General features: G+C 61.5%; 17 protein-coding genes and 1 pseudogene. 5 read left to right on the top strand and 13 right to left on the bottom strand.

Annotated features, from left to right (window positions below; genetic code table 11):
* Position 1 precedes the first annotated feature (1 nt).
* The 4 genes and pseudogenes from E4M07_RS25470 to E4M07_RS29905 form a co-directional block, all read right to left on the bottom strand.
* Positions 2–1,329, bottom strand: a pseudogene (locus tag E4M07_RS25470) (reverse transcriptase domain-containing protein).
* Positions 1,330–1,668: 339 nt separating this feature from the next.
* Positions 1,669–2,010 (bottom strand): IS66 family insertion sequence element accessory protein TnpB, encoded by a 342-nt coding sequence (gene tnpB / locus E4M07_RS25475; protein ID WP_136661245.1) that lies wholly within the window; start codon positions 2,008–2,010, stop codon positions 1,669–1,671.
* Between the two features lie 124 nt (positions 2,011–2,134).
* Positions 2,135–3,064 carry a calcium-binding protein gene (locus E4M07_RS25480; RefSeq protein WP_136661246.1) on the bottom strand — a complete coding sequence of 310 codons (930 nt, stop codon included), beginning with the start codon at positions 3,062–3,064 and terminating at the stop codon, positions 2,135–2,137.
* A 13-nt stretch (positions 3,065–3,077) separates the two neighbouring features.
* A complete protein-coding gene (locus E4M07_RS29905; RefSeq protein ID WP_169054389.1) occupies positions 3,078–3,320 on the bottom strand; it encodes a hypothetical protein in 243 nt (80 codons plus the stop codon).
* Between the two features lie 309 nt (positions 3,321–3,629).
* Between E4M07_RS29905 and E4M07_RS25485 the strand changes: the two genes are divergently transcribed.
* The 3 genes from E4M07_RS25485 to E4M07_RS29615 are packed head-to-tail and all read left to right on the top strand — an operon-like array spanning position 3,630 to position 5,245.
* Positions 3,630–4,535 (top strand): transferrin-binding protein-like solute binding protein, encoded by a 906-nt coding sequence (locus tag E4M07_RS25485; protein ID WP_136661247.1) that lies wholly within the window; start codon positions 3,630–3,632, stop codon positions 4,533–4,535.
* The gene (locus tag E4M07_RS29610; RefSeq protein WP_246660604.1) at positions 4,532–5,026 is read left to right on the top strand and encodes a TniQ family protein; all 495 of its coding nucleotides are present in this window, start codon (positions 4,532–4,534) and stop codon (positions 5,024–5,026) included. The genes E4M07_RS25485 and E4M07_RS29610 overlap by 4 nt, the downstream gene beginning before the upstream one ends.
* A 33-nt stretch (positions 5,027–5,059) precedes the next feature.
* On the top strand, positions 5,060–5,245 hold the full coding sequence (locus tag E4M07_RS29615) for a hypothetical protein (protein ID WP_246660605.1): 186 nt from the start codon (positions 5,060–5,062) through the stop codon (positions 5,243–5,245).
* Positions 5,246–5,426: 181 nt separating this feature from the next.
* Here the strand turns inward: E4M07_RS29615 and E4M07_RS29620 are convergent, their stop codons facing one another.
* From E4M07_RS29620 to E4M07_RS25520, 8 genes are all read right to left on the bottom strand, one after another.
* On the bottom strand, positions 5,427–5,807 hold the full coding sequence (locus tag E4M07_RS29620; protein ID WP_246660606.1) for a helicase-related protein: 381 nt from the start codon (positions 5,805–5,807) through the stop codon (positions 5,427–5,429).
* A gap of 1 nt (position 5,808) precedes the next feature.
* Positions 5,809–6,561 (bottom strand): DEAD/DEAH box helicase family protein, encoded by a 753-nt coding sequence (locus E4M07_RS29625; protein ID WP_246660607.1) that lies wholly within the window; start codon positions 6,559–6,561, stop codon positions 5,809–5,811.
* Entirely contained in the window at positions 6,558–6,779 is a 222-nt protein-coding gene (locus E4M07_RS29630; protein WP_246660608.1) for a hypothetical protein, read from the bottom strand. The genes E4M07_RS29625 and E4M07_RS29630 overlap by 4 nt, the downstream gene beginning before the upstream one ends.
* Before the next feature lie 131 nt (positions 6,780–6,910).
* Positions 6,911–10,306: a UvrD-helicase domain-containing protein gene (locus E4M07_RS25500; RefSeq protein WP_136661248.1), complete on the bottom strand. Its 3,396-nt coding sequence runs from the start codon at positions 10,304–10,306 to the stop codon at positions 6,911–6,913.
* Entirely contained in the window at positions 10,303–12,957 is a 2,655-nt protein-coding gene (locus tag E4M07_RS25505; RefSeq protein ID WP_136661249.1) for a PD-(D/E)XK nuclease family protein, read from the bottom strand. The genes E4M07_RS25500 and E4M07_RS25505 overlap by 4 nt, the downstream gene beginning before the upstream one ends.
* A 424-nt stretch (positions 12,958–13,381) precedes the next feature.
* Entirely contained in the window at positions 13,382–13,639 is a 258-nt protein-coding gene (locus E4M07_RS25510) for a hypothetical protein (protein WP_136661250.1), read from the bottom strand.
* Between the two features lie 27 nt (positions 13,640–13,666).
* Positions 13,667–14,458 (bottom strand): nucleotidyl transferase AbiEii/AbiGii toxin family protein, encoded by a 792-nt coding sequence (locus E4M07_RS25515; protein WP_136661251.1) that lies wholly within the window; start codon positions 14,456–14,458, stop codon positions 13,667–13,669.
* Positions 14,455–15,255, bottom strand: coding sequence for a type IV toxin-antitoxin system AbiEi family antitoxin (locus E4M07_RS25520; protein WP_136661252.1), 801 nt, complete (start codon positions 15,253–15,255; stop codon positions 14,455–14,457). Before E4M07_RS25520 ends, E4M07_RS25515 begins: the two co-directional genes overlap by 4 nt.
* A 38-nt stretch (positions 15,256–15,293) precedes the next feature.
* Here E4M07_RS25520 and E4M07_RS25525 point away from each other — a divergent pair, with 38 nt between their 5' ends.
* Positions 15,294–15,740 carry a hypothetical protein gene (locus tag E4M07_RS25525; protein WP_136661253.1) on the top strand — a complete coding sequence of 149 codons (447 nt, stop codon included), beginning with the start codon at positions 15,294–15,296 and terminating at the stop codon, positions 15,738–15,740.
* A gap of 116 nt (positions 15,741–15,856) precedes the next feature.
* Here E4M07_RS25525 and E4M07_RS25530 read toward each other — a convergent pair whose 3' ends face one another.
* Complete coding sequence (locus E4M07_RS25530) at positions 15,857–16,327, bottom strand: GTP-binding protein (RefSeq protein WP_169054390.1); 471 nt, start codon at positions 16,325–16,327, stop codon at positions 15,857–15,859.
* 354 nt (positions 16,328–16,681) lie between these two features.
* On the opposite strand from E4M07_RS25530, the gene E4M07_RS25535 reads away from it, so the two are divergent.
* A complete protein-coding gene (locus tag E4M07_RS25535; RefSeq protein ID WP_136661255.1) occupies positions 16,682–17,578 on the top strand; it encodes a calcium-binding protein in 897 nt (298 codons plus the stop codon).
* Positions 17,579–17,613: the final 35 nt, after the last annotated feature.

The raw sequence follows: 17,613 nt of genomic DNA on the forward strand, positions 1-17,613 counted from the left end.
TTCATGCGTCGCCATTTGAACCGGCGGCCGCGTTGGCTGCGTCTGCATAGAGACAGATACCAACGCACCTTGATCGCATGGCGAACGTTACGAACTGCGCTGATGTTGGTCGGTACCGCAAAGTAGGCATAATGCCCCTGCAGTACCCTGGCCAACCATCGGCCCTGATCGTCAATCGGCTGGTGCCGCATGCTTTCAGTTCCCGCGTGACCTTGTTGATGAAGGTCTGCTTGGCGTGCCGCCGCGTCTTGCGATGAAGTTGGAAACCACGTCCGTTGCGCTTGACGCCACAAATGTGGGTGAAGCCAAGGAAGTCGAACGTCTGCGGCCTCTTCTCTCCCCGCCGCTTGCGCCCTTCGGCCACAAAACGGCCAAAGGCGATGAGACGGGTCTTCTCACCATTCAACGACAGCCCGAACCGGGCAAGACGCTCGTCAAGCGCGCGCCGGAACCGATCAGCCTCGTCCTTGTGCTGGAAACCGACTACCGTATCGTCGGCATAGCGCACGACAATCATGGCGCCGGTGGCGTGATGCTTGCGCCACGCCTCAACCCACAGATCATACACATAGTGAAGGGTAATGTTCGCAAGCAATGGCGAAATCACCGCGCCTTGCGGCGTGCCCTTCAGTGTCTCGACCCGTGTGCCGTTTCGAAACGGATCAGCCAGTCATGGCTGATTGTGTCGAAGAATGCACGGATATCGGCATCCAGGATCCAGGCGATACTGCGTGATTTGAGTCCGTACCCAAGGGCGTCCAGCGCATCGTGCTGACCGCGCCCCGGCCGGAACCCATAGCTGAAACCCAGGAACTGCGCCTCGTAGACAGGCGTCAGAACCATGACCACCGCCATCTGGACGATCTTGTCCTCAATGGCTGCAATGCCGAGCGGCCGTTGCCTGCCGTCCGGCTTCGGGATCATCACCCGCCGTGATGGCAACGCCCGATACGCTCCCCGGTGCAGGCGGGCATGCAGGTCGTGAAGCCGGGGCTCCATGTCCCGTGCATAATCCGCCCACACCTCATCATCAATGCCCGCGGCGGCCCGCTTCTTCAGTGCGAAGAACGCACCGCGCAAAACATCGACGCCGGGATGATGGAAAAGCGCCGTCATTCGTTCCTGTTTGTTCCTGTTGACTGCTTCTCGTATGCGGTGCTGCGCCTGTGACACGGCTGCCCGGCTCTGCGTCCGGACCGTGCTTTGCATCACCGCATTCCCTTCGGTCCGGCCCCTTTCCTCCATCGGCTCCGCAGAAGAATAGTCCGCCTTGTTCGCCGGTTTCACGGGTAATATGGGCCGGTCTGACTTCTCTATCCCGTGCATCATGGTCGACGGCTCCCAGCCTTCACCATGCGGCCCGCATTACGGCGATTGCGGACAGGACAGAGATCTCTTGCTTCCCGAGGAGAGACGTACGCACATGCCAGGGTCTAACGACGGCGCGGGGCCGGACCGGCACTTGCATAGCGCACCGCTCCGTATTGCCTTCTGCAGACTGGAAAGCATCGGCACCCCGAATTTGAAGTCTTTCGCCACTCAATGGCTGGCCTATGCGCATCCCTGTCAACGCTTCACGAATGGCCTCGCGGCCAGCCGCGCATGACTCGGGGCCGGTGTGGTTTGCCAAACCTTCACCGTAAAGGACTTCCACCTTCTGTCTCCTCCTCAGTTAGAGCAACGCACCCAGTCAAGACCCTCGAACAACGCCGAGAACTGCGCCGGCGACAGTCCGATCACCCCGTCCGAGGGGCGCGGCCACTGGAAGCCGCCGCCCTCCAGGCGCTTGTAGACCATCACCAGCCCGGTGCGGTCCCAGACCAGGATCTTCATCCTGTCGCCTCGCCTGGAGCGGAAGGCGAAGACCGCGCCGCTATAGGGGTCGTGACCCAGCACCGTCTGCACCACCGCCGACAGCCCGTCATGTCCCTTGCGGAAGTCGACGGGGCGGGTCGCCAGCCAGACCCGGATCTTCTCCCCGGTCCGCCGATGATGACATCGACCCGTCATTAACGAGTCGACGCTTCCCGCCATTGGCTTTCTCGGCAGTCGTAAGCGGACGTGAAGTCGCGATGGTCTTGACGACCCTGTTGTTGCGGACAAGAACGGATGTCATTTACTCTCTTTCATCCCATTACCCGACAAAAATGAAATCAGACGCGGTCAGTTCCGATGCATCCACGCCTTCCAGTGTGACGCTGCTACGGAGTTCGATGAACTGACCCCCGATAACTTCGCTAATGTCGCCATAGCCGGTTATCACCGCATGGCCGTCCGCGTTGTTCTTGATGGTGAGGTCCTCGAACGTCGTAGTGCCTACTTTACTCCCTAAAAGGGTAAAGTAGTGGAACTCCAGTTTGTCTTTCCCCACCTCGAAGTCCGTAATGATGTCATCACCTTCATTACCAAGAAAGGGGTTGACAGTGGTCCTGAACATAAACTTGTCCCTACCCGCTCCTCCGGTCATGGTGTCATCGCCGAAGCTGCCCCAGATGTAGTCATCCCCTCTTCCCCCATAGAGAACGTCATCACCAGTCCAGGCGTTCAGATTGTCATCTCCGTGGCCTCCACGCAGAACGTCATTGCCGCTGTCACCGCAGAGTATGTCGTCACCTTTACCACCATAGAGCTCATCATCTCCGGCGTGACTCCAAAGGTAGTCATTACCATCACCACCATAGAGCTTGTCATCACCCTTGCCACCGTAGAGACGATCGTCTCCCTTGTTTCCATGGAGCGTGTCATCACCGTCCCCGGCGACAAGCCAGTCATCACCCTTCTTGCCTGAAATAGTGATGGGGTCGGACCCCTTGTCAATAATTACATCATTGCCATTGCCGCCATTTACTTCACCCTCGTCTGGATTGTAAATCAGTTTACCCTTCTGTTCGATAATGACAGAACGGTAAAAGGAGTCCTCATCTATTGAGGAGGCATCGGTGTCAGGCAGAATTTTACGGTAGAGGTCATTATTAACCGGGTGGTAATAATAAATGTGCGTATCGTTATCGACTTGAAAGATGCGTACTACGCCGTCTTGAACAATACGTATTACACTGCTCATCTTTTATCCCCTATTATTTTTTCCTCATGCAGCTGATTTTGCGAATGACGAGGGGTGGCGGAAGCGCGGAAGCTGGCGATCTGAATGAAGCGCATGAGCCGCCGTCGCCGCCCCAAATCCTGTCGTTGCCGTCGCCGCCGTGAATGGTATCGCCGCCGCCGCGACCGGTTATGTGATCAACGCCGGGCAGGCCATTCGGGTTCCCCCACGGAAGCGTGTCGTCGCCTTCGGTGCCCCATGTCTGACGTATTGTCATGTTATACTCCCCCCGGGGTGGATGTGGCTATGGAATGAATAGGCAAACGCGCCGGACCGGACCCGCGAAAGGGCGGAACGAAAGCGGCCGCACGGCAACGCAAGACGCGCCCTGCTGTGCTGCACGGCGCTGCTGTCGCTCGACCTCGCCGCCTGCAACACCACCGGCGGCGGCCAGGGCGGAACCGGCAATGGCGGCGCGCCCGCGACAACCGAGCTCGGCACTGCGCAGGCGGCCGCGAAGACGGCCCATGAGACGGCGCAGGCGGCATCGGCCAGGGCGGCGGCCGCGACCACGGCCACGACGGCGGTGGAGCAGCGCCTGGCGGCCGAGGCGGCACTGGAGACGGCGCAGGCCCAGGCGAAGATCGCCGAGGAGAAGGCCGCCGCGGCGGTGGAGGCGGCCGGGCTGGAGGTGAAGGTCGCCTACGACGAGGACGGCAAGGCGACCTACAGGGTCGGCGACGTGACGATCGTTGCGGCCGCGCCGAAGATGGAGAAGACCGAGGACGGCAAGGAGGTCGTGACCGGGCGGCTCGGGGACTTCATCACGGTCGGGAACACCGGCCGGGCGGCCGTCGCCTACCGCGAGACCCCGGAGCGCCTGGCCCAGCCGGCGTTTGCGGCGCGCAGCATTGGCATCGGCAGCTTCACCGACTCCGCCGATGACAGCGCGCGCCTGTTACTCGTCGACAAGTACGTGACCCCCGACACCGACACGACGGCCGGGATCTACACGATCGCAGACACTCCTGCGGAAGATATTGCGGGAGAGTCCGTGATAACCGACACCACGCCCTACGGCACGGTGAGCCGGGGAGGCGGCAACTTTGTGATCAGGCGGGCGCAGGGCGTGTTCTACCTGGCGACCGGCCCCGATCTGGCCCTGCAAGCGAAGCCCGGCAACTCTCGATCGGCGAACGCCAACCGGTTCACCATCGCGGGCAATGTGCGCGCCGCGGCCGCGGACGGCGATGGCGCGGTCGCGGCCTGGTCGAATACCATGACGGCAACGGCCGACTTCGAAGACAACACCCTCACGACCACGCTGACCGGCCTGGCCACGCTGGAGGGCGATATCGACGGCAACGGGTTCTCGGGCACCGATGTCAGCGGCGTCGGCACCACAGGCGGGCTGACCGGCGGCGACCGGTACACCGGCAACTTCTTCGGCCCGGAGTTCGAGGAGGTCGAGGCCGAGGCGGCGTTTGCATGATGCGTCAGTTGCCGGTGAGGTTGTCACCTGTCACCGACGAACTCCTGTCGTCCTGGATAATCCGTCATGCCGCGTTCTACGCGGTGCCACCGTTGGCCATGCTGCGGCATTGTCTGCCGGAGGCATCCTCATTACGGACAACCGACCTCCTTCTGAGCGATGATCAGGAAAGTCGTCTTGCCAGCATGTTCGCTATCGAGCCGGCCATCGTGCATCGAATGACCTTCGCAAATGTCGCGCAATCATCGCATCGGCTCATTGCCACGCGTCCGATACAGGTCTGCACGAACTGCCGCAAAGGACATACGGAGCCGACGCCTATATTGCGAAGCCAACTGCTGGGGTGGTACATCACGTGCCCTCTATGCGGGAACCAACTCAGCGACGTCGACGGTCGCAAACTCCCCTCTCCCTTCCGGCAGTATCGCGGCGCCGCTCTGCGCGATGAAAAGCTGCTCGACGATGAAGCCAAATGTGGTATCGGAAGCTAGACATCGCCAACCGATATTGCTCGGCTTCTGCTGATGCGACGCATTCCAAGACCTATACTGCACGAACACGACCTCTGGCTCTTCCGGGTTCTCGGCGCCATCATCCCGGATATCGACAGTGTCGTTGCCGCGCAACAGGAGAACCTGCCCACGCCTGCAAAGCAGATCATGCCACTTTACATGAGATCCGCCCTGCTGGCGGGGATCGCAATAGTCTAGCGCGCTGGACCGGAGATGCTCCGAATGCTTCGTGGTCACATGATGAGTGAAAACAAGGTCCGGTTCACTGACGCAGCCGAGAGTATGATAGCCCGATCTCGTAGGTCGAAGGCTTCCGCGCAAATGCACTTAATTTGAGAAACAGATCATAATTGTTCTCAAATAAACTGCCCAATCGAACCTAAAGCCGCGCATTATTGCATTTAACTGCCAAGCGACAATTGGCGATGACGGTGGCGTCGCCGAGGCGTAGATCCTGGCGGGTGAAGCGGCCGACGAACTGGATGGTGACGGCGATGCTCTTGTGCGGATCGTGCAGGGCGGCGATCTTCAGTTCCGGCAGATCGAACCCTTCGCCGAGCATGTCCACGCAGATGATGATCCGGCTCTCGAAGCGCCGAAGAGCGGCGAGGTTTGGGCGGCGTTCACGGATCGACTGCTGGCTATGGACGATGACCGGACGAAGTTCCGGGTACAGCTCGCTGTAAAGCTGGTGGAGGGTTCTGGCGCGGTCGATAGTCTGGCAGCGCGCCATGGCGAGATGGTTGAGGCCGGCGTCCAAATCACCCTGGAGGACTTCGCCGAGCTTCTCCGCGATCGCGAGATCGGCGTCCGCCTGATCGAGCCCGAAGACGGCCTCGAAGCGGATCGGTTTGAAACGGTGTGGCGGTGAACTGGACGATCGTAAGCGGCGGCTCGCGATCGACGAAGAGGCCCCGAAAGCGCGCCCAGGTCGGGGCGCCGATGTGATGAGCCTCGTCGATAAACAGCGCCGAGGCACGTGCTGCCATCTGCTCACGGACCGCTGCTTCGGCGCGGCTGGCGATCTGCATTGTGGTGACGATGACATTGGCGCTGTCGAAGATCTCGGCCACCTCGGCTACGGTCGTCGGAATGTGCGAAAGGCGCATCACCACGGGAAATGCTGCCTTGTCTTCCAGGCCTTGCTGTTGCCTCAGCGCGCCGAAGGTCTCGAACTTGCCCGCGATCTGCTCGCGCTGGGCGTCTGTCGGCACCACTACCGGTAGTCTCTCGAAGCGCTGGTGGGCGTTGAGCGCGAGCATGGTTTCCGTCTTGCCGGTGCCCGTCGGCATGACGATGGTAGCCGGATCGGTTGATCGCGTCGCATGAGCCAAAGCCGCATACAACGCGCCGATTTGAGGACGTCGCAGTCCGGGCCGGGCTGGCCGCTCGTTTTCGGCTGCTCGTCCCTCCCGGAGATGAAAGGCGCCCGACCAGGATGCCGAAACCGTTGCCAGCCGTTCGACCCGCGCCTGGCGGTTCAACGTGTCGACGTGGATCGGCAACGCAGTCATCCACCGGCCTTCACCGGCATCGCGCGCTTCGACGATCTGCGCCGGCTCCCGTGCGCCGGGAACCAGCAGAATGAGATCTCTGCCTCCAGCGACGTGGCGGCCTTCGCACTGATGATCCTGAGTGTCTCGCCGGACGGCAGCGTGGTTTCATGCCCCGTCACACGGCGGACCGAAAAGGGCCGCAACCGGCAACGCACGCGCAGCGTCGGAACCGCCAACTGGCGTATCGGACTTCCCAGGACCTTCCCCTCGACCGCAAGCTTGCCGGCAGCAGCAGTTCGACCTCCGGATTGAAGAGATCGTCCCGGGCGGGTTCGGTGCGCTTGCGGGAGGCCGGTCGCGTCCTCGGCTACGCCACAATCGTCTGGGGCGAAGGCGGGACGGTGATCACCGTCCCGCTCGTCATCAGAACGATCAGGCCCCGTTCGGCGCCGGTCATATCGAGATAGGCACGCACCTGAGCCCGATAGTGATCGAGTGTCTCCCGGGTGGGATTCACGTCGCTCTTCCAGTCGATCACGACGGCTGGCCGACCTTCCGGATCAACCGTAAGCGCGTCCGCGATGCCGGCCGTCGCAACCAGCTCGGCATCCCCTTGTTGAAGGGCATAGACCGGAAATTCAGCGAGCAATGAGGGACGCAAGGCCGCCACCTCCGACAAGGCCAGCGTTCGCGTCACGCAACCGGCCAGTTCCTCAGGCGAAAGCCCGTTCGCCGGATCGGAGGAGGGCTCCTCGCCGAGCGCACGGATGAGGTCAGCGGCGCGCGCGGTGAGCGCCTCGCCGGCCTCGTCGCATTCCCCTGTCAGAATTTCTTCCATGAGCTTGTGAAGGATCAGTCCACGCTCGCGCCCGCCCTGGACAGAGGCGGACGCTTCGGCGTCTGGTGACGGACCGTCATCCGACCCGGCCCAGATGTCCGGTTCTTCTTCCTGAAAGACCGAACCGGTCGCCGTCTCGTCGCGGCTCGGCGCAAGCCAGGTCAGGTGCATCAGCCTTTCGGCAATCGTTCCTGCCTCAGCGGCGAAACTCTCCCGTGTCTGGTCGTTTGCGGTATCGCCGGTCACCGCGATCGGATCGAGCGGAAGATGCGACACGTCAAGGACAGGAAGACCGGTGAGCGACAGGTCCACAAGGCCGATCCAGGCCGACGTCGAAGGCGTTACGTCGAGCCGCGGCAAGACCAAGAGCTCCCGGGCGCGGGTTGCCGCGACATACCAGAGCCGGACACGCTCGCGGTCCAGTTCATCCTTCTCGGCCTGACGCGCCGCGTCGTAACCGGCCGGAGGGACGCCCAGAACCGGGCAGTAGATGGTATCGGTCTGCCGATCGGTCACGGCGCTATCGGGCGCCATCACCCCTGTCATGGTGTTGATGGGGATAACGACCGGCCATTCAAGACCCTTCGCGGCATGCATCGTGTATAGGGCGACGGCTTCTTCCTGCGCATCGGGCCGGCCTTCCACCGCACGGGCCTCATCGGTCCATGCCGCCGTCATAGTCTCGGAAAAGGCCCGCAGGCCGCGTACTGCATAGCCGGTGGCGAGGCTGAGATAGAGATCGACATTGGCGAGCGCACGTTCTGCCTGACCGCGATGCCGCTCCAGAAGAACCGGGCGTACCCGAAGGACATCGACGGCCTGCGAAAGAAGGTCGTGCGGTGTCGTGCTGTTGGAGCGTTTCTGGAGCGCCTGCAGCCGCTCAATAACATCGCGCGCCAGCGGATGCATTATTGCCGCCGGGTCGATACCAAGGTCGAGCCGTGGGATCCGGTCGGATTCCTCTTCCGAACGCGGAAGCGCCCAGACGATGTCCAGGAGTTCCTCTTCGCTGAGCCCGACAAGCGGCCCGCGCAGCAATGCGCCGAGCGCCAGCGTATCACGACGATCGGCGAGAACCCGCGTGATCGCGATGAGGTCCTGCACTTCCTGCCGGCGAAACAGCCCTTTGCCGGCCTGGGTTGCGACCGGAATGCCCAGGCGCTCAAGGGCCTCTTCATAACACCAGAGCTCCGCGCCGGTCGGTGCAAGTAAGGCGATGTCGCCCGGCTGGCAGGGGCGTTGTGCACCGGCTTTGCGATCCTGGACCGGATGGCTGCCGATCAAGCGGGCGCAAAGTTCAGCCACCGCTTCGGCTTCCGCGTCGCGTCGCTGTTCGGCGCTGGCCTTGCCGTTCTCATCAGCGACCGCGATATCGATTGCGGCGACGCAGACGCCGTCGTCCGGATCGTCGTGGAAGGGATTGAGCGCAGTGAATCCGGGTTGCCCATCAGCCGACAGAACAGCCTCGAACCGTTCGTTGACGAAAGTGAGGATCGAGGCACAGGAACGGAAATTGGTCGAGATCGAGACGAGGCCATCCGCGGCCTGCGTCGAGAAGGCGGCGCGGGCCTGGACATAAGCGCCGACATCCGCGCCGCGGAAACGATAGATTGCCTGCTTGGGGTCGCCAACCAAGAAGAGTGCGCCCGGCCGAATCCGGAAGCTCGTCCAGTCCTTCGGGTCATCACCGGGATCACCGCATAGACGCCAGAAGATTTCGGCCTGGAGCGGGTCGGTATCCTGAAACTCGTCGACGAGGACCTTTGAATACCGTTGGCCGAGCGCCTGTCGCACGGATTCATGATCGCGCAACAGGTCGCGCGCGGCGTAAATGAGATCGCCGAAATCGAGGTGAGCGCTGGCGCGCTTGCTCTCGCGATAGCGCGCAAGGATTGTGCGTGCTTCGTCCATCAATGTCGTAAGGACCTGGCCGGAAACCGCCTGGCGCAGCGCGGTCCACGCGACGCAGCACGCCTCGTACAGGCAGCTGGCCGTATCGTTCAGTCTGTCGCCGTCTGCCCTGGAGAGCCCTGCCTGCTTGGCCGCCGCCGCCCATTTGCCCTTCTTGCGGTAGGCGGAAAAGCGGCCCGTCCCGGTCGTAAGATCGGGATGCGGGCGCGCAACCAGCAGCCCGACGAGCCCGGCGGGCGTGGAACCATCCGCAACCGATGGCAGGGCGGCCGCCATTTCAGTAAGACGCATGGTGATGACCTCCGTTTCCGGCTCATCGACGCCGACGCCCTGCATAAAGGCCGAAAGTTCGTCGGCCGCCTGCCGGAAGGCTTGCAGGTGACCTGCAAAAGGCATCGCGTTCGGTGCGACCAGATTCCTGGACCGCCTGAGGGCTTCGGCGATCTTGTGCATCAGAGCGACGGTCTCTCCCGGGCCGTGCAGCACCATCTCGGCCAGGACACCGCCTTGATCGCCCGACAGGCGCTCGCGCAGCCAGCCATCGACGATTTCGAGGAAATTGAGATCGGCCTGATTGCGATCAATGACCGCTGCGCCCGGATCGATATCTGCTTCAGCCGGGTACGGCTTGATCAATCTCTGGCAGAAGCCGTGGATCGTCGAGCAGGTGATTTCGTCGATCGCCGTGCTGGCCGAAATCAGATTGTCGCGCTGAGCCGCAGATAGTCCCTCCGGCAGTCCGGCACGGAGCTCCGGTGCGATATGGCCGGCGGCGAGATCTTCGACGAAATCCCGGACGCGCAGGAGGAGCTCGCTGGCCGCCAGTTCGGTAAACGTGACCGCCGCGATGGAACTTGGCGCGACACCCTGTGCCAGCATGACAGCGATTCTGCCGGCCATGACGGCGGTCTTGCCCGATCCCGCGCCGGCCTCAACCAGGATGGACCGGTCGTGACGGCTGATAGCGTCATGCCGGGCACCATCATCCTTGAGAACTCTCGCGCTGCTCATCATTCCGCCTCCCAGATCGGCGCGACATTGCTGAGCCGCTCGGCCGCGGCGGCTTGCTTGCGTTTGCAGTAGGTGGCGCCTGCGTTTGCCGGCAGGGCGAGGGCGAGATCGTCATAGTCGCCTCCCGTATCCGGTCCGGGCAGTGCTGCGCCGCTGGCCAACGCGGTTCTCGCTGCCTGCAGATATGCCTTGATCTCCGCCAGGACGGTGTCCGGATCGTCGAGTTGGAGGTCCATCGGCTCACGCGGGTAGAGCAGCGAGGCGCTGATCGCGATGTGGTCGCCCAGGAGCGCCCTGACGGCGAAGGCATAGAGACAACGCTGAAGCTCGCGGCCGCCGTTCACGCGGATGTCGCCTTTGGGCGGCTTGCCGGTTTTATAGTCGCGCACGAGCGCACGGCTTCTGTCATCAGCGATGTCGAGCCGGTCGATATAGCCGGCAATCTGAAATCCGGTGTCCGGGATGATCACCGGCACACTGGGGTCCCAGGGCAATGCCGCCTCCGACTTGGGCTCGGACCCGCCGAACGGGACTTCGCCAAAGGATCGGCTGCCCGGCAAATGATCATTGCCATAGGCAAGCGCCTGTCCGGCAAGGGCGCGCGCATCCCCGAGCGTGCGGCCCCAGATAACAGCGGGCGGAACGGACCGCTCGCTTTCCCATTCGGCAGCCACCGCACCGGCAGCTTCGTTCACCGCAGCCTGAATGGCAGCCTCGTCGGCCGACGCCAGACCGCCCTCCGCTTCGAGGATTCGGAGGGCGCGGTCGAGCACGAGATGGACAAGGTCGCCGGTTTGCAGGGCGTCAAGCACGAGCGGCTCGGCACTGCCTTGCGGGGATTTCCAACCGAGAGCATAGCGCCAGAGGAAGTTGAGGGGGCTGCGCAGCAGTGTTTTGAGCGAACTCGCCGACTGGATCCGCGCAAGGATCGCGAGAACCAAAGGATGATCGGACCTGATCAGACCATCGTGAGCTGTCACATCGGCCAGACGCCAATCGCGCCAGCAGGAACGCGCACTCAATGCCTGGGGACCGGCGGCGAATTCCTGCGGTCGTGCCATCAGCCGGTCGGTTTCACTGAAGGCATGGGCGGGAACGGCGTTGCGCCGCAGATAGGCTTCCTCGTCATAGGTGGCGAGGAGGGGGCTGCGACCCGGCAGCCGGCCGTCGCTGTCGCGTCGGGCGCGGGAGAGGACAACTTCGCTGCCCGTGGTGGCGAGGATCGTATCAAAGTCGCGGCGATCTGCCAGATTGACGGGAAGCGGGTCGAGGTCGTCAGTCGGAATGATGTGGTCCGGAATCAGCCGATCTTCGGCGATCCCACGTGGCCAGCGGGAGGAATTGAGACCGATCAGCCGAGCGAAGCGTCGCGGGGACGCGGCCAGGGCACTGGCCGGCATCCAGGCCACGGAGACGCAGGCCTCGAGTCCGTCATCCTGTTTCAGTGATTCCAGCGTGCTGTCGATCGCACCGGCGGGCCCTGCCAGAAGGGCTTTGCGCCAGATGGACAATGCCCGGCCCTTAAGGAAGGCTTCACCGATCTCTTGTGCCGCGTGCGGTCCCTTTGCCAGCAGGTCGACCGCAGCACGCAGTACCGCGGCGTGATCCATGCTGTCGGGCCAGTCGTCCGGCGCGAGGCGCGCCAGCAGTTTGTTCCAGGCGGACGGTGTCGACAAGGGTGCATCGCTTGGAAGGACGCGCATCCAGCCATCGGGAAGGGACGCCAGGGGCGCGGAATCCCGGCAAAGGGCGACGAGACGGCGCAGGCGCGACTGTGAGAGCCCGCGCACGACGATGTCGGCGAGTGCCGCTGCCGCTTGTCCGTCACGTGTGGTGACGGCCGGGACGCCATGAACGAAATGCAGATCGATATTGGCATCGGCGCGCAGCGCGAGAAAGTTATCGTCGTAATCGGCCGGCGACGCCGTGGCGATGGCGATGTCGGCGGGCGATACGCCGGACGCGAGTAGCGACCGCACCCAACGCAGCGTCTCGATTGCCTCATGGTAAGCCGTCGCGGCGCTGACGGAGCGGATTGCCGGCGCCTCGGCATCGCCTCGAGCGACAGCGACGCCGCTTTCCCTGAGCCAGGCCGGGACAGGGCGAGGGCCTGACGTCCATTGCATGGATATGCGCTGGGCGAGCGCTTTTACCAGAGGCCGCCAGCAGGGGGACAGTTCGGTCAGTCCGGAGATTTCCATCGAGCCGAATATGGCTGGCGCATGCGCGATCCGGCTGATGGCTGCGGCAACAATATCGACCGGACGCATCATTCCGCCCGGGAGTTCGGCGAGGACAGCGGCCTCCAAGCGAGCGATGGCTTCAAGCCTTGGATGATCAGCTGACCGGGAGGCGAGATCGACACCGGCCCGCCACGCCTTGTGCAGTGTGTCGGCGGCCGCGCCGATCATGCCCGGCAGCATCTTGATATCTTCCAGTTCGCCCATCGGTGTTTCGGGGAGGACCGTCTGGATCGCCGAGCGCAGGCTTTCTTCATCGATCGCGCGGGTGAAGCCGCCCGCGAGCCGCACCGCGGCTTGTTCGAATGACATGATCTGGAGACCATGTTGACCGTTGCGGGCCGCCGCAAGGCGGGCCTCCCGCATTGCCAGGCGACCATACACGACAAGGGTGGATCGCTTCGCGGCCGTCATCGCTGCCCCCTTTCCGGGTTACTTCTTGCTCGGACGCTGGGTGAGCGCCGACGCTGCCGCGCTCTTGGCGGCCTTGCTGCTCTTCGGGTCCCGCAAGACTTTCGCGGATGCGCTCGCCGCCTTCTTGCTGGTTACCTTACGATTTGTACGACGCTTCGGCATTTCGCCTTTCCTCCGAATCCCCCTATCGCCAGTGCGCCCCTGCGGGTGGACACTTAGGGTCTTGGGATTTCCCCCATCCGGGGCCTTCGTTAAGGAGGCCCCATGAGTAAGAGACATCGACGCCACAGCATAGCCAAGAAGCGGGGAATCGTGGAAGCGTATCTGAACGGAGAGCCAACCGGTCCACATGCCTTTGCTGTATCTGCGCAGCAGTGAGCGAAGTTGATTCCGCCGTCCACTTTCCTTGTGAATGTACGTATTCTCACGAAGGCAAATGTAAATGGAACATTGTTTTCATGAGGAATTCCAACCCTTTATTACCGATGAACTCTCGGCCGGCAAGCAAAACCTCAATGGATGAAACACCAAACACGCGGAGATACCGATGTACCACCACATCTTCATCAAGGCGGATATGCTGGAATAAGCGTTGCAGGCGACGGTAGTTGGAGGCGTGGAGCGCCGTGCCCGGGAACTGGCTCGCCAGATGACTGAGGTTCACAGTTCTGGCATTCGCCAACCCGACCACACTTGTCGTTCGGCATGTTCATTCCATCTGGTCCAAGAGAGCTGCGGAGACACGTTTTGCCATCCCCTCAAGATCCCACTCGAAGTCACTCCTTAAAAGAGCAGAGATGTCCGCATTGAAATCCGGGTCCTCCAGTTTTGCGGTCAGGTTGTCTTGAAGCTGCTGTCGCGTGACCGCATGACCGCCATGATCCATATAGGCCCTGAAGGCCGCTATGATCTCTTGCGAGTTGGCATCTTTGTGCTGGAGCGCAACATCAAGATCGAATAGATCACGACCCTTCTTTCTTTGATAGAGCGCACGAAGCTTCGTTCCTAACAACTCATTGAGCCCATAGCTCGGAATATCGCACCCACCTTCGAACCAACGAGATTGGACCCCAAAGGGGATCAAACGGGTGCCATAAACAGAGAAGTGCTCTCGCGTGTTGATCTCCACCTTCAGCTTCAATTGTACGGGCGGGGTTTCCTCTGATCCAAATCGGTATGTAAAGGTAACGCGCCCTTCCGTTTGCTTGTAGCGCGGTTTTCCGAGCCAGGGATCGAGGACAGCATGAAAGCGATCCATGAGATCACCTGCGGGATCTGCCTCAATCTGCACGAGATCGATGTCTTCGGAGTATCGTGCGGCTGGCCTGAGGAAGAGCTTGTAGAGGGCAGTGCCCCCACGAAATGCAAGCTGGCTGCGCAGAAGTTCGTCAGAGAATATCTCGACCAGGGCGCGGCTAATGACCAGATCCTGCTCGACTTGACGGTCGTCGATCCATGGCGCTTCAACTCGCCACTCAGTGATAAAATCGCGTGGGATCATTCATCGATCTCCACCGAGGCGTTCACATAGATCTTCCAGCGGTCATCTTTGGCCGAGCTTTCATGCGATCGACTCGGCGCAAGTGGCGTGTAATCACGCGCTTTCTCCGCGACGATGACCAACAGAGGCTGCGAAACATCGAATTGATCGACATGATCGAGCAAGTGCCCCAGTCGCTGCACTCTAGAGATCGGTGCGGCCCAAGAGAGACGTGCAAGCTCATCGGGTTCCACTTCTTCAGCCAGACCGGCGATTACAGTGGCGATCATATCCAGCCCACCCGCTCTTCCACTGTACTCGATGAGATCGAGCAAAGTTGCTTCTGGCGTGGATACTTTGAGTGTGCCCCGCGGCGTGTTGAAAAGGCGCGTCGGGACTGTATCGACTGACTTGTTTGCTATGAATGTGACCTTGACGCTACCGCACTTGATGTCTTTGCGCGACTTTCCAACGACGACCTGGAATGCTTGTGGTCTTTGGTGTGCGGCTCCGTAGTATTGTGCGGCCGTCAGAAGGCCAGCGTAGTAGGGTTCCGCCTTTCGATCAAAGAGTGCGGGAATAAACTGCTCTGCCGGGAGACATCCAAGCGAGCGGTATTCCGGCGGCACGATGACGTAGAAGCCTTTTGCCGGGGATGCTATCAAGCCTTGATGCGCTAGTCGCGACAGCGCGTTGTTGGTTGAAGCTGCCGAGACCCCTAGGCTTTGACGCATGTCGGACGCATCGAAATGATAGCGCCCGCGCGCGGCGCGGTCGTCGATGAAGTCTTTGGGTCTTCGCTGTTTGTTTTCCGACATTGCGGTCAGAAAATAACACTTTTCGTTAGATAAGAGAAGTGACCTCGGATTTCTTCGACCAACTGAAACTCAGCGGGCGACCGATTGAAAGGGCATACGCTCTACAGCGAGCAATGACCAAAGCCAGATTCAAACCCCAAAAAATCGCCCGTTCAGCGGGAAAAAAGCGTCAAACCCGCAGGGTTTTGCAAGAGGCTCGAAGAGGTGCCGAGAAGGCGCAGGAAGCCGCAAACGCGCTGGATGCCGCCTGCAAGATCGCGCGGGATGTCGGGCAAAAAGCCCTTGACGCGGAAAAGGCTGGGCGTAAGGCCCTTGATTCCGTTGATCCGTTGGACATGTCGAATGATGCCTGGAATGCCGTGTATGAAGCCGAGGACGCGGCTGCGTTGGCCGCTGTCGCTGCGTTAGACGAAGCGCTGGTCCTTTTTCCGCGAAGCGGTGGCACAATAACCATGAGCGTACACGACTTCGAGATCATCAACTAAACCCGCACCAGGGCGGCCACCGTTCCTCTCAGCCCTACATCGGGTGTAACGGCATAAAGGTACCGAATCCACCGTAGGACTTTAGTATCCTGTTGAAACGGCGTCTGCATCATCGATTAAGCCGAAAACGCTGTTCCCGGCTCGCAGATGCGGCCCACCGGGCCTTCCGGCTCGGGAACAGGGCGCGCGCAGCTGCACCAGCTGGCCATGCGGGCCGGACCCGACGGCAACGGGGCGACCTGCCATGAAGGAGGAGAGGCGGGAGGGTCGTGATGCTTTGATAGTGGGCTTGATGTAGCGTCCTTTGCGAGCTTACCAAGATCGGCTTGTACCTGTCCCAACATCAACTCTGTGGCGCATTTTCCTTCGCTGGTCTGGACTAGGGACGAATTTGGCGCTGATTGGTTCAAAAGGGCAGAGATACGTTCCAATTCAGCATCGGATGCGAGGTCTTGTTTGTTTAGAACGATCAAATCGGTCGCTGCGGCGTCGTCAATGATCGTTTCAGTGTCTTCAAAATCAACTCTGTGGAACTGATCCGCATCGACGAGATAGATACGATTGTCGAACCTGACGGCATCGGTCAAGCGCACGAGTATCTGCTATGCCGCTGGCTTCAATGACAAGTGCATCCGGCCTTTCATCCTCATCCAAGAAGCTCTTCAGATCCGTTATTGGGCCCATGTGTCGGGCATGGCGGTCCGGTCCGGCGCGTTTGCCTATTCATTCCATAGCCACATTCCCCGAGGGGGGGGTACACTTCCCGGGACGCGAGCGCGGCGCTGCCGTCGCTCGGCCTTGCCGCCTGCAACAGCACGGGCACGCTGAAGTCGGAAGGCGGACGATCCCGGACGGGTGCTTTACAGGGCGATAGATATGGCAGGTTTCCTTCGCCAATGCCGTCCGCCGGGCGGCTTCGATAACGGATAGGAGGAAGAATCATGGCTGCGATCAATGGTGATGACGGCAACAACACCCGGCACGGAGGCTCCGCCACGAACGTGATGTACGGACGCGGCGGCGACGACACGATGTACGGACACGGCGGTGCCGACTGGATGTCCGGCGGCGACGGCGAAGACACGCTGGACGGCGGCGACGGCGACGACACGATGTACGGAGACAAGCATCACGACAAGATGTACGGTGGTGACGGCAACGACACGATGAAGGGAAACGGGGGGCAGGACTGGATGTATGGCGGGCGCGGCGACGACACCATGTGGGGCGGCGACGGCGACGACACGATGTACGGCCAGGACGGCATCGACACGATGGTAGGCGGCGCCGGCAACGACACGCTGACTGGTGGCGCGGGCGACGACACGCTTTACGGCGGCACGGGCCTAGACAAGATGTTGGGCGGCGGCGGCGTTGACACGATGCACGGCGGCGACGACGACGACGAGATGTGGGGCGGCGGCGGAAACGACAAGATGTGGGGTGACGCTGGCGATGACAAGATATGGGGCGAGGCCGACAATGACTCTCTGTATGGCGGTTTCGGCAATGACAAACTATACGGCGGCGCCGGCACCGACACGCTGCACGGCGGCGCCGGCGACGACACGCTGACTGGAGGCGATGACGTGGACTATTTCGTTTTCGACAAGGACGTGCCCAATGGCCATGACACGATCACGGACTTTAATCTCGGCACGGACAAGATAGTGATAAGGATCAATGTCGCTGAAACCATGAAGTCCGGCTTGACCATCGAAGACAACGATGACGGCGACGCGGTGATCACGGGTTTTGGGGGAGCTGGCTCCAGCATCACGGTCGAAGGCGTGACGGCGGCGGAACTGGAAGCGGAAGGAAACGACTTTCTTTTGTGAAGAAGAGAACCGGGGAAGTGCTGGACTAGAACCTG

The organism is Nitratireductor sp. XY-223, assembly GCF_004959855.1.
Classification (GTDB): domain Bacteria; phylum Pseudomonadota; class Alphaproteobacteria; order Rhizobiales; family Rhizobiaceae; genus Hoeflea_A.

Bases quoted from the DNA above. Each gene is read 5' to 3' on its own strand.
- E4M07_RS25500 (WP_136661248.1), bottom strand. From the start codon at position 10,306: ATGATGAGCAGCGCGAGAGTTCTCAAGGATGATGGTGCCCGGCATGAC.
- E4M07_RS29615 (WP_246660605.1), top strand. From the start codon at position 5,060: ATGCGACGCATTCCAAGACCTATACTGCACGAACACGACCTCTGGCTC.
- E4M07_RS25480 (WP_136661246.1), bottom strand. From the start codon at position 3,064: ATGAGCAGTGTAATACGTATTGTTCAAGACGGCGTAGTACGCATCTTT.
- E4M07_RS25520 (WP_136661252.1), bottom strand. From the start codon at position 15,255: ATGTCGGAAAACAAACAGCGAAGACCCAAAGACTTCATCGACGACCGC.
- E4M07_RS25515 (WP_136661251.1), bottom strand. From the start codon at position 14,458: ATGATCCCACGCGATTTTATCACTGAGTGGCGAGTTGAAGCGCCATGG.
- E4M07_RS29625 (WP_246660607.1), bottom strand. From the start codon at position 6,561: ATGACTGCGTTGCCGATCCACGTCGACACGTTGAACCGCCAGGCGCGG.
- E4M07_RS25535 (WP_136661255.1), top strand. From the start codon at position 16,682: ATGGCTGCGATCAATGGTGATGACGGCAACAACACCCGGCACGGAGGC.
- E4M07_RS29905 (WP_169054389.1), bottom strand. From the start codon at position 3,320: ATGACAATACGTCAGACATGGGGCACCGAAGGCGACGACACGCTTCCG.
- E4M07_RS25505 (WP_136661249.1), bottom strand. From the start codon at position 12,957: ATGACGGCCGCGAAGCGATCCACCCTTGTCGTGTATGGTCGCCTGGCA.
- E4M07_RS29610 (WP_246660604.1), top strand. From the start codon at position 4,532: ATGATGCGTCAGTTGCCGGTGAGGTTGTCACCTGTCACCGACGAACTC.
- tnpB (WP_136661245.1), bottom strand. From the start codon at position 2,010: ATGACGGGTCGATGTCATCATCGGCGGACCGGGGAGAAGATCCGGGTC.